The sequence below is a fragment of the Vibrio sp. TAP-3B genome, assembly GCF_057784735.1.
Genome location: NZ_CM173495.1, coordinates 1,729,030 through 1,741,631, shown reverse-complemented (window position 1 = coordinate 1,741,631; position 12,602 = coordinate 1,729,030). Strand labels below are relative to the sequence as shown.

At 44.6% G+C, this 12,602-nt stretch carries 8 protein-coding genes; all 8 read right to left on the bottom strand.

The annotated features are described in order from the left end of the window. Positions 1–20: 20 nt before the first annotated feature. Entirely contained in the window at positions 21–1,016 is a 996-nt protein-coding gene (locus AC3D28_RS08145) for an ABC transporter ATP-binding protein (RefSeq protein ID WP_098414873.1), read from the bottom strand. A 47-nt stretch (positions 1,017–1,063) separates the two neighbouring features. Then, positions 1,064–2,047: an ABC transporter ATP-binding protein gene (locus AC3D28_RS08140; protein WP_098414874.1), complete on the bottom strand. Its 984-nt coding sequence runs from the start codon at positions 2,045–2,047 to the stop codon at positions 1,064–1,066. A gap of 2 nt (positions 2,048–2,049) precedes the next feature. Beyond that, positions 2,050–3,075: an ABC transporter permease gene (locus AC3D28_RS08135; protein ID WP_488534484.1), complete on the bottom strand. Its 1,026-nt coding sequence runs from the start codon at positions 3,073–3,075 to the stop codon at positions 2,050–2,052. Positions 3,076–3,077: 2 nt separating this feature from the next. Beyond that, complete coding sequence (locus AC3D28_RS08130) at positions 3,078–4,064, bottom strand: ABC transporter permease (RefSeq protein ID WP_098414876.1); 987 nt, start codon at positions 4,062–4,064, stop codon at positions 3,078–3,080. Positions 4,065–4,230: 166 nt separating this feature from the next. Next, positions 4,231–5,913 (bottom strand): ABC transporter substrate-binding protein, encoded by a 1,683-nt coding sequence (locus AC3D28_RS08125; RefSeq protein WP_098414877.1) that lies wholly within the window; start codon positions 5,911–5,913, stop codon positions 4,231–4,233. Between the two features lie 813 nt (positions 5,914–6,726). Then, the gene (locus AC3D28_RS08120; RefSeq protein ID WP_098414878.1) at positions 6,727–10,113 is read right to left on the bottom strand and encodes a response regulator; all 3,387 of its coding nucleotides are present in this window, start codon (positions 10,111–10,113) and stop codon (positions 6,727–6,729) included. 229 nt (positions 10,114–10,342) lie between these two features. Further along, positions 10,343–11,368 carry a 16S rRNA (guanine(1207)-N(2))-methyltransferase RsmC gene (gene rsmC, locus AC3D28_RS08115; RefSeq protein WP_488534483.1) on the bottom strand — a complete coding sequence of 342 codons (1,026 nt, stop codon included), beginning with the start codon at positions 11,366–11,368 and terminating at the stop codon, positions 10,343–10,345. Between the two features lie 76 nt (positions 11,369–11,444). Further along, the gene (locus tag AC3D28_RS08110) at positions 11,445–12,530 is read right to left on the bottom strand and encodes an AI-2E family transporter (RefSeq protein ID WP_488534482.1); all 1,086 of its coding nucleotides are present in this window, start codon (positions 12,528–12,530) and stop codon (positions 11,445–11,447) included. Between the last annotated feature and the right edge of the window lie 72 nt (positions 12,531–12,602).

The window sequence follows — 12,602 nt, the reverse complement described above, 5'->3', positions numbered from 1 at the left end:
AAACCTGACCCTAGTTATGATTAATCTTCAAACAAGTAACAGCGAACAAAGTGGTTCTCTGATAGTTGAGTAATGCCCGGTAAGTGCTCTCGACACTTGTCTGTTGCGTGCACGCAGCGGCCAGCAAAAGGACAACCGACGGAATCAGGCGTCCAGAGAGGAATTTCTCCTTTATTGCCTTTCAGTTTCTCGTGGATCGATTTGGATGGATCGGGCACCGCTGAAACGAGCAATTGAGTGTATGGATGTTGCGGAGCGTGGATGATTTCTTCTGTATCACCCCATTCCACCATATGCCCTACATACATAACCGCGAGATCTTCGGCGATGTAACGTGCTGTCGCGATATCGTGAGTGATGTAAAGTAGAGACATCTGTTTCTCAAACTTCATCTCTTCCATCAGGTTGAGGACACCAGCACGAATGGAAACATCAAGCATTGAAGTTGGCTCATCCGCTAAAACAACTTCTGCGCCGACTGCGATGTTACGTGCTAAGTTCACACGTTGACGTTGACCACCGGAAAGCTGGTGAGGGAATTTTTGAGCGGTTTCTTTTGGTGGAATAAGGCCCACTTGCTCCAGCAGGTCGTATACACGCTCTTCCAATTCTTTCTTGCTGCCCTGGGCTACCTTTTTGTGGATAAGCAGTGGGCGTGCAATGTGGTGAAAGATATTGTGCGTTGGGTTTAGTGAACCGAACGGATCTTGCCATACCATTTGTACGCCTTCGCGGTACGTAATTAAATCCTGCCGAGAGGTGATAGCTTGGATATCACGCCCTTTATACTCGATCACGCCGTCGGTAGGTGCATACATTTTGGCAATCATTTTTGCAGTCGTAGACTTTCCTGAGCCCGACTCACCGACTACCGCTAAACCGCGGCTTTTGTGCATCTTGAATGATACGTCGTTGATCGCGCGCATTTTGGACTGCTTGATCGAATTGCTATTTAAAGGAAAGTCTTTAACGACATTTTTACCCTCAATCAGCAGTTCGCCGAGTTGTTTGCTCATAATTCTCTCCAATGTAATTTTGTTCTTACTAGGGTTACTTTTTGTCGTTAAACCTTAGTTTGAGCAATAGTTTCGCCGTACAAATGGCAATTTGAAAAACGACCAGGTTCAATTTGACGCAGCTGAGTTGGTATTTTGGTACAAGCTTCGTGAACACGGTCACAGCGAGCTTGGAAGCGGCAACCTTGAGGGATTTCTAATAAGTTCAAAGGGTTGCCTGGGATACCAGTTAACTTGGTTTTTGGACCTGTTAAAGGAGGAAAAGAGCTACCCAAACCTTTGGTATAAGGGTGGTAAGGACTTTCCAAAATTTGTTTCGAAGGTGCGACCTCAATCAGTTCACCCGAGTACATGATGCCGATACGATCTGAGAACTCGACCATAAGTGATAAGTCATGAGTAATGAAAAGGATCGAGAAACCGAACTCTTCTTTCAGTGCATAAATTTTTTGTAGAATTTCGCGTTGCACTACCACATCTAATGCGGTAGTTGGCTCATCCATGATGATCATCTTTGGATTCAATGCTAGAGCGATAGCAATCACCAAACGTTGACGCATACCACCAGAAAACTGGTGAGGGTAGTCGTTCAAGCGGCTAGGGTGAATGTCAACAATTTCCAACAACCCTTCTGCACGCCTTTTGGCTTGATCGCGAGTCATATTGGTGTGGCGCATGATGACGTCGCAAAACTGTTCTTCTATATTAAGAACTGGATTCAGTGCGTTCATGGCACTTTGAAATACCATCGACATTTCACTCCAGCGGAATGATTGCATACGAGCGTCACTGTAATTGATGATATCTTCGCCATTGAAGATAACCTCACCACCAGTAATAAATGCTGGCGGCTTGTGAAGACGCATGAGCGAGAACGCAACGGTTGACTTGCCGCAGCCTGACTCACCAGCCAAACCAAAGACCTCTCCAGGCGCAATGTCAAAGCTAACGTTATTACAGGCGCGGACGTCACCCGCATCTGTGATGTAATCTACGCATAGGTTACGGATAGAAATTAGTGGTGCAGTCATGATTATTTATCTCCGCTCCATAGTGCATTTTGCGGTGCCATGTCAGGCGTACGCTCTTTCTTTTCTTTTTGTGCCAGCTTCTTCCAGCGCTTCATCCCTTTGTGAGAGCGAAGTTGAGGGTTGGCAATCTCGTCAACTGCAAAGTTCAGAAGAGCAAGACCTGTCACCAATAGCGTTAAGGCAATACAAGGTGCTAATACTTCCCACCATGCGCCAATAAGCATGGCCGATGAGGTTTGTACGTTGTAAAGCATGATGCCCCAACTGATGGTGTTGGCATCGCCTAATCCCAAGAATGAGATAACGGCTTCAGTATTGATTGCCAACATGACAGAGCCGATGAAACTTGCTCCGACGATTGGAATTAAGTTCGGCAAAATCTCGACAAAGATAATGCGGAATGAAGATTCGCCTAGTACCTCTGCGGCCTTTACGAACTCTTTCTCGCGCAGTGCCATGGTTTGAGAGCGGACAACCCGTGCGCCCCATGCCCAAGAGGTACCTGCGATGATTAATGCAATGGTGAGCGGACCTGCTTCCCCAATAAACGCAGCCAGAACGAACAGTAAGGGGTATTGTGGAATCACCAGCATAATGTTCATTGCGGCACTTAAGATGTCATCGACACGACCACCGAAGTAACCTGCAGAGATACCGATAACCGTTGCAAGAAAACAAACGATGATACCTGCGCCAAAGCCAACACCGAGCGATACGCGAGCGCCATAAGCAACTTGTGACCAGATATCGCGGCCCATACGACTAGTGCCTAATATGTGGTCTGCTTTTTTAGACATAAGAAGACTACGACGATCATCCGCAAGATTATTCGCTACCCACCCATCTGGGTTGTTTTGTGCTTGATTTACAACAAAACTAGGGTATTCATGTGGATTACCCGTTCGTTTGTCGGGAGCATGTTTGGTGATTAAAGGAGCTGCAATAGCAACGAAAATAAAGATGGTAACAATGGCTAGGCCGATTCGAGCGAACGCGTTACCTAAAATAAGTTTGAATAGTTCTTTCATGATTATTTGCCTCCCGTACGTAGGCGAGGGTCTAGAATCATGTACAGCATGTCAGCCATCAAGTTGAAGCACAGCATGAACATTGTCATGATAATTAACTGACCTTGTAGTACTTGGTAGTCACGAGCGTGGATAGCGTTCAACAGAACGGTACCTAAACCTGGGTAGTTGAAAATCATCTCAATGATTAACTGACCACCGATGGCCATACCTAAAGACATAGATAGTGCGGTGACGCTTGGTAGCAATGCGTTACGTGCGGCGTAGTTGAATACTACTCGGTTTTCACTTAGCCCTTTCCCCTTTGCCATCGTGATATAGTCTTCTGCGAGGAGGTTGATCATATTGTTACGCATATTGACTAGGAAGCCACCGATTTGAACAATGGTTGCACAGAAAAGAGGCAGCACCGCGTGGTAGCCTACGTTCCTAATGAACTCCCAGTTTGTCCAATCTGGAATTGTGCCTGGGGTGTAAGCGTAACCTGATGGGAACCATTTCAAGCCGATTGAAAAAGTAAAAAGTGCTAGCATAGCAATAACCATTTGCGGAACCGCTTGAATGATTAACGTGCCAGGCGTCACGAAAGCATCATATTTACTGCCACGTTTCCATGCGGCAAAAATGCCCAGTACTGACGCGATTGAGAAAGAAAGCACAACCGCAGTACCTGCTAGGAATAGTGACCAGCCAAACGCACTGCCCAATAGAGTATTAACTGAAAGCGGGTAGAACTGGATAGAAGTACCTAACTCCCAGCTGAGGATGTTTTTTATGTACGACAAGTACTGGATGTAAATTGGTCCATCAACGAAACCTAGCAGTTCTTTCATTGCTGCGATTCGTTCTGGCGTCACCTGTACGGACGCATTAGCAAACATCATGGTAACTGGGTCACCAGGCATTGCTCGCGGAATAATAAAGTTTAACGTCGCTGCAACTAAGAGCGCGACAAGATAGAACGACAAACGTCTTAAAAAATAACCCATAACTCACACCTTACTCACCCAGATTTTCCCTGTTACTGGTTTCAGGTCGCTCCTAGCGAAATTTAGAGCGAAAAATCCCCTGACGACGAGCGCCATGTATTGGTTTCGTTACAAGGGATTTTGTAGGCGGCACAAGGGATATGTGCCGCTTGAAATGAACTTCTACTTATTTAACTGGCTCTAGGTCTAGTACGTGAAGTAGACGCTCTGGAATGCCAGCCCAAATGTTTGGACGGCCCTTAGGATTTTCTTCGTTCCACCAACCAGTGAATCGAGTTGTGTTGTATTGGTACATGTAAGCGCCAGACAACACAGGAATAGTTACCTGGTCCTGAGCAATGATCTTCTGGATGCCGTGAGCGATTTCTAGCTGCTCTTGCTTATCAGCGGTCTTGTAGAAGCTGTTAAGAAGACCATCTAACTTGTCGTTCTCGTAGAAGTGCATTGCAAAACGAGGCATACCTTCACCAGATTGTAGCTTCGAGTTGTAACCGCTATCCCAGTACAAGTGTGGATCTGCGCCGTGGAAATAGTTGGTGTATGCAACGTCGTAAGTACCCTCTAGCATTGCTTGGTTATATACCGAGAAGTCAGGAGTACGAGCTCGTGCTTTAATACCAACTTCCGCTAATTGCTCAACCGCTAGTTGTACAGTGTTGTTGAAGTCTGTCCAACCGTTTGGCGATTGAATCAGAAGCTCGAAAGACTTTCCTGATGGAGTGTCAACGAAACCATCTTTGTCCACATCTTTAAAGCCAGCTTTCGCCAGAAGTTTCTTTGCGCCTTCCGCGTTGTATGTATTGTAGTTTTTGTATTTGTTGTGAGTCTCTTCATCAGACCAAGCTTCGAATGCGTAACCTAGACCTGAAGCAAAGTCATTCACTGTACCGCCACCGTAGAATGCGATGTCGATGATAGTTTGACGGTCAAGCGCCATAGAGAATGCGCGACGGAAGTCAACGTCGTTTAGAGCTTCGTTCTTCGCAGGATCTGGGTTTTTGAAGTTCACTACGAAGGCTTGAGTACCTGCTGGTGGGTACCAGTAGTGGTGACTAGGACTTGCTGCAGCGTAAGTACGATCAATGTCTGGAACGAATGAAGATGTCCAGTCCATTTCACCATTAACGATTTTGCCTAGGAACTGATCGTTGTTCGCGATTTGTGGAACACGTAGACAGTCAACATTTAGGTTGTCTGCATCCCAGTAATTAGGGTTTTCACACTGAATGTACAGTTGTGGTGTAAATGTGTCGATCTCGGTAAATGGACCACTACCTACTGGGTTTTCATTTGTAAACGTTGCAGGATCTTTCACGTCACTCCATACGTGCTGAGGTACAACAGGTACTTTCGCAATTTCGTACGGAACGTTTGAGTTTGCTTCGCTTAGACGGAATTTAACTTTGTAATCGTTAATTTTTTCAACACCAGTTACCCATGAGTTAATACCAGATTGGTCAAGCTCAGGTCTCTCTTTTACTAGGTTGAAAGAGTAAATAACGTCATCAGCGTTAAACGCTTCACCATCTGACCACTTCACGCCCTTACGAATATCGAACGTGACACTCATTAGGTCATCAGCCATTTTGAAGTTTTCTGCTAGACGAAATACTGGAGTGTTACCGTGCATTTCGTTAAAAACCACGAGCGGCTCATAAATGAAGTCGGTAGTTGTGTGTAGGTTCGTGGCACCTAAGAAAGGGTTAAAGTTACGAACAAAAGTTGTAAACTCTTTAGGGTGGATAGTCAGTTCACTGCGTTCAGCTGCAGTAGCTACTGACGTAAAACCAGTAGTAGCCGTTGCAATAATTGCTGTTGCTAGTGCTGTTTTTTTAATATTGGCAAGCATAGCTGTTCCTTACGATTTGCTTTCATTTCACTGAATGGAGTTGAGTGTTATCAATTGATAAACACTCCCCAAGACCTACCTCTTGCTTATGCGTTACTCGTTATAACGTGAGTCTCACCAAGAGTGGCCTGTAGGCCTTAGTCAGGAGTAAGAAAACATCTTATCCACAAAATAATCAAACTCGTTTCTCGTTAAAAACGTTAAAAACCCTCTCCACTACGTTATAAACGTCATTTTGTTTGCTTTTAGTTCAGGCGAGGTTAAAAATCAAACGTTGATGTGTGTCGCACTTAATCCCCTTGTTAATAGAGCGTGTTAGTGGTTGCTTACTTCAAGAGCTTTTATTTTAAGGTTGTTGTGATGTTTTCTTGGGTTCGGAGATCTCGCTCACACCCATAAATAGTGTTAATTAATTAGGTAAAATTTAATCTGCCGTTCTGTTGTGATTGAGTTCGCAATCTTTGTCAATTGTTGGTAAAAACTGGCCTCTTATCTAAAAAACTGTCTTTTTTTTGGACGAATTATTATTAGCTATTGTTCTTTTTTTATCTTGTAAATGAAGTGTTTTGGGTGAATTTTCTTGTTCGGCTCCGTGATTAAGGCTGATGGAACGAGCGCACCCTAAAGCGCATACGATTGGTAGGGCGACCTGTTAGGCTTTATTTAGCGGAGAGCATCACTGCGAGAATCGGTGTCCTTTATTGGATGGACTAACGTGACAGTGAGATGCGCAAGCTCTGCAGGCAAAGGGAATGAACATGAGGTGTTTATGACAAACAAGAAAAAAGCCCTACATGGCTGCAGGGCTTGCTTTTAGCTGGTGAGTAGCCGTTGTAATTTATCTCGTTGAGCTTCTATATAAGCACGCTCAGGGCTTTGTTCTTTACAGTGATCTAGAATGAATTCAATAGAGCTTAAGACGGTTCTCCAACGTGGTGTCTTAGGTAAAGTTTCAATACGCATGTATTTGTCTAAAGTTCGTGTTTGTAGCGTACTGCGGTCAAGGTAAACACGCCATAAGCGACTTTGTTCAGCGAAAGCGAACTTACTTTCACCAGTGGCGGACTCCCAATATTCGAGCGCATGTGTCATTACATCCACAAGCACTTCACGCATCAGCTCTTGTTTATCCTTCTTATTCCCCAAGGCTTTGTCTGCAAGGCGGGTGAATTCACCACCAAGCTCTTTCAGCTTTTGCAGCTGATCTTTGTCGCCATCAAATGCGTAGCTTGAAAGAACTTCAACGGCAGTTTCTAAGTTATGAATTCGAGCTACATTCGTGCCACCACCGACATTAAAGATATACATCACATCCAAGCCAGAACCTTGTGGCAGTTTAAGAATATCCGCTTCAATGTTTTGGCGAATATCTTCAATATAAATATCAATCCTACCGCAATAATGGGGCTGTTTAACGGTGAGGTATTTGGGCGCGATCAGTTCGTCTGCTGAAGAGCGTTTGAGTTGATCCAAACTACGCTTGAACAGTTTGCAAGCGGCTTGATTGGCAAATCGAATACGTTGATCTTCACGTAAGCAAATAATCGCTTCAGGTGCGGATTCGAGTTGTTCTAGCAGTCGACCTTGAGTTTCAAGCAGGCTTGCTTCTATGATTGCGCGCTGGCGAAGTTCTGACTCGAGCAACTTGTTTTCCACATGGCGCATTTCCGCTTTGCTTGCGGTTAAGTGCGCTTGAATTCGTGCTGCCAGCTCTTGTTTATTAAACGGTTTTGATAAGTAGTCATTAGCTCCGGCTTCAAAACCTTTGACGCGGTCTTCGGTTTGACTTAGTGCGGTGAGCATGATGATAGGTAGCTCGGCGTGATCATAGCTTTGACGAAGCTCACTACAGACTTGATAGCCACTCATTCCCGGCATCATGATATCAAGGAGTAAGAGTTCTGGTTTTTCTTGCTTGATCAGATTAAGGGTCTCAGGGCCGTCTGAAACGGTGCGAACTCGGTAGCCTTCTAAGCGTAAGAAGCTTTCCAATACTCTTAAGTTCACGGGCTCGTCGTCAGCAATGTACAGGAGTGGGCCGTCTGGGTTTTCTGGTAGAGATAAGTCTTCGGCGTTTTCCAGATTAATTTCAGGAATTTGGAAATGACCGCAAGCAGACAAGGTTTGCGTTGTCTGAATTTCTTCTTCGTTCGCCAAAGGTAGAGTAAAACTGAATGTGGTGCCAACCATGGGTTGGCTACTCACGTATAGCGAACCTCCCATCAATTCTATCAATTGACGGCTAATCGAGAGGCCTAAGCCCGCGCCTTGCCGATAATGATTCGCATCTTGTCCGGCTTGAATTAATGGTTCAAAAATATGCTCTAGGTGCTCTGTGGGAATTCCTTGCCCCGTATCCACGACTTGTACACGTACGTGATCATCCACCATGGTTGCCGAAATCACGATTTTACCTTCTGATGTGTATTTGATTGCGTTTCCAATCAGGTTATACAGAACTTGTTCTAGGCGCTGTGGGTCGGCGGAGACGGCTTTTAAGTCAGCTGGAACTTGGTTGATAATACGAATCGTTTTATTGCCAAGTAAGTGACTAGAGAGCTCCAACACTAATCGCGTCGCGCTCGCTAAACTCACTGCTGATTTCTGGATATCCATGCTGCCGTAGCGCATTTTGTGGTAATCCAATAAGTCATCCACAAGGTTAGCTAGGCGCTGGCCGCTTTTTATAATGATATCCAGTTGATATTTTTGACTGGCTGGTATGGCACCATTTGCACCAGATGCCAGTGTTTCTGCTATTCCAACCATGCCGTGGAGTGGTGTGCGGAGTTCGTGAGATGTAGTCGCTAAGAACTCATCTTTTAACTTGTCGGCCAATTGTAATTCATCGTTTTGCTTTTGAATGAGTTGTATGTTGCTTTCTAACTCTTCATTTTGTTTTTTGATGGTTTGAATTTTTTCTCGAATGGAACGTTGCATGCGCGAAAAACTAATGGCAAGGCGACCAATTTCGTCTTTGCGAACGGTGTTAAACGTGGTGTCATCAAGGTCGCCAGCCGAAACTTTTTCCGCTGCCCAAGTCAGTTTTAGTAATGGCAAAGTGATGAAATTAGATAAGTAATGCGAGGCGATCACAACCAAAATAATCGCAATCAACATGGCTATCACAAACAGTTTCTCAAGTTGATGAATGCGAGCAAAAGCTTCATTTTCTGGCAGTTGGACGACCAATGCCCAAATGACACCTCGGGTTTTAATTGGCGCATAAGCAGCGATGATTTCCTCGCCTAATCCATTGGTATAGGTTCCCACACCAAATTTTCCCGCGAGGGCTTTATCGACGACTTCTAAGCTGTTTTGAATGTCATCTTGCTTGGTATTAATCGTGCGTGGTTGGTGGTCATGGCCGACAAGCAGGGTATGAATTGATGATTCGCGGTTTGTATCTGCAACAAGCTTGGTGATGCCATTGTTGGGTAAACGAAACATGGCATAGCTGTGTAGGTAGCCTTGTTGAACAATAGGTGCTCCTAGCCATGCGACTGGTTTACCACGCTCAAGCTCGAAGTCAGAGACAATCACAGGCGTATAGTCTTCATTGACTTTGCGACGCTTGTTCACATCGTCCGCTAAGCGCTTGAATGTTTTTCCAAGGGCGGAGTTTTTGTAAGAGCCAGATAAAAGATTCGTACCATAATGGTCTGCTTTAGTAATTGAATAAGTGACATTGCCGTTAATATCGACCAGAAGAATATCGTTAAAATCGGAGCGCTTTAGTAGCTCCAGATAAGCCCAGTGATAACGTTTGTGTAGTAGGCGGTAGCGTTCACTTCCTACATAATTAGAAGACTCAGGCAACGTTGATGTTTTTATTTGGTCGCCGCTGCCTTCAATGTAGCGCTGCTGAGCATTGTTACGAGCTTCTGCTATATCATTACCTAAACGACTAAAAGCATTGACGAGGCCATAGAATCGACCACCACTGGCATAAGCGAGTTCAGAGCGTACAAACCCCATCACTTCGGTTTCTTGTGCTTCTAAATAATCAATGATCTGTTGTTGTTTTGTATCTCGAACAGACAGCAGGTGTGATGTACTCTGCTCTTGCAGATCTTTACTGTGTGACTGCAGGAAAAAAATCGCAGTAATGGTAAGAGGTGTGATACTGAGTACCAGAAACGCAGTCATCAGTGTACTTTGAAGGCGCTTAAACTTCTGTTTTTTGTAGAATTTAAACATGGATAAGATTACAACTCATAAGGGGGCAGTTTGAGAAAACTCTTTGGCTACCGAGGTTCTCGTTAAAAACGGATAAGAAGTTAAATTCAATAGAATTAACAAAATTAACGAGTTTTTTTTCTTTGACAAGAAAGTTAGTTGCAAAGCGTGCAGAGTCACGCAGTTTTTCTTGAAAATGTTGAATTTTTACCTAAGAAGCGCGCAGAGGGCTCCCTGCGCGAGGGGAGAATTAACACTTTTTAGCGTAGTAGATAGAGAATTTGTTGGTCTTATTTAGTGTCTCGCAATTATTAAAGGCACGCTCAATAATTGAAGGATATTTCAAGAAGTTATTCGCCACGATGAGCATTTCGCCGTTGTTGACCAGGTGTTGTGGCGCTTGACCTAGTAACGTTTCTGCTGCGTTATAATTGGTGTCCAACCCGCTGTGGAAGGGGGGGTTACTGATGATAAATCGATAGTCGCTTGCAGTGTCGGAGTAGATATCAGAGGCAAATACACGACCAGATAACCCATTCGCTTGTAGTGTCGCCTGGCTTGATGTGATTGCGTAGGCATTGATGTCACACATCTCAATTGTAATCTCGGGGTTGGTTTTTGCCATGAATGCGCCAAGCACACCAGCACCACAGCCAAAGTCGAGCACTTTACCGGTAAGAGGCGGCAAAGTTTCCAGTAACAGACGGCTACCTAGGTCAAACTCCCCGTGACTAAACACGCCTGGTAAGCTCTTTACTGTGAGTGACTGAGTACCTAACTTGATGGCGTATGATGCAAACCAGTCCGCTTGATTGAATGGTTTTGGTTCGTTTAAGCAAGCTCCCCAGTAAAAAGAGCAGCGGCGCGCGGAATCGTATTTATTTACCGGACCATAAGGGGTAAACATTTTCTCAATGCTCTTTACACCGGAGCGGTTTTCACCAACAACCACAATTTCTGTATTCATGCCGAGCTTCGCCATTAGCATCGCAAGTAGGTATTCCGCTTCTGCTTTCGCTTTTGGCCAGTACAACAGCAGCATGTCTGCTTGGGTGTCGATATTGAACTCTGAGCCAAAGTGACTTTTGATCTTGTCAGAAGTTTGAATTTGACGGTAGTAGCTGTAGTTAGAGGTAAATACTTCTACAGACTTACAATGAGTGGCCAGTTCCAGAGGAAAAAGATCTTCTACTTCGCCAGCAACTAACACGTGTTTACCGTTGAAATAATCGAGTTGGCGCTGAGCTATTTGGCTAGGAGCAATATAAGCAGACATAAATTAGGTTCGTCAGAAATAAGTAGGGCCAGATTTTCGCATACTCTGGCCCAAGCTTGAAGCAGTTAAGGTGTGGCTAGCTTTTGTCTTGTTGGTTGAGGAAGTCTTTAAATTCTTCTTCATAAATATTGAACAGTACCATGGTGACGGCAAAAACCAACGGACCGTAGATTAGGCCGATCAAACCAAATAAATGCAAACCACCCAGCAACGAGAAGAAAATCATGAGGGTGTTCATTCCCGCGCTGCCTTGCATCAGTAGAGGGCGGAGTAAGTTATCAATCGATCCAACAATAACAATGCTCCATACGGTTAGGAATATCGCCCAAGTCATATCACCAGTTAGAAATAGGTAAGCCGCCGCTGGTATCCAGATTAAGGCGGTTCCTACAACAGGAATAAATGATGCAAACCCCATCATTGTGCCCCAAAATAGGCCCGGAAAACCGGCAAGCCACATGCCAATACCGCCGGCAAAACCTTGCGCAATCGCCGTTAGGAATGAGCCCATTACTGCGGATTTCGATACTTGTTCAACCTCTGTCAGGATGCGATCCTCTTGGCTACGAGAGAGCGGTAAAATATGACGGATCGCGGAAATGATTTTTTCGTGATCGCGCAACAAGAAGAAAAGGACAAACAGCATCAAGAAGAAGCTCATCAAGAAGCTAGTAGCATCGCCCAATATTTTGGCGCTGATGGCCACAAGGTTTGAACCGAATGATGTCGCAAATTGTCCGATTTTTTCTGCAATGGCGTTTGGCTCAATCTTATCAAAAGGTAAGTACTCATTAACTAATGACAAGCCTTTGATAACGAATGGATGCTGGAAGATATCTTGAATGCCACCATTCGTTACCCAGTTGTACGTGTTTTGTGAAAACACGGAGCCTTGTTGAACGATAGCCGCGAAAACAAATAGCAGCGGAATGACAATAATAAACGTCAGTACAACGCATGAGAGTAACGCCGCTATATTTGGGTGTTTTGGGATGTTTCGCTCAAACCATTCGTGTATCGGAAACATGAGCAAAGAAATGATAAAAGCCATTACAATCGAATTGATGTAAGGCTCCACCAATAAGTAGCAAGCAAAAGCAGCGGCGAGTAGAGCGACCATTAATACGCGGTGACTCGACGTGATTTTTACATTATTCGGCATGAGATTAGTCCAACTTACGGATGACGTTTACGGTTTTATGCCTTTAACGGGGCTTTGAACCTATTACTGTGC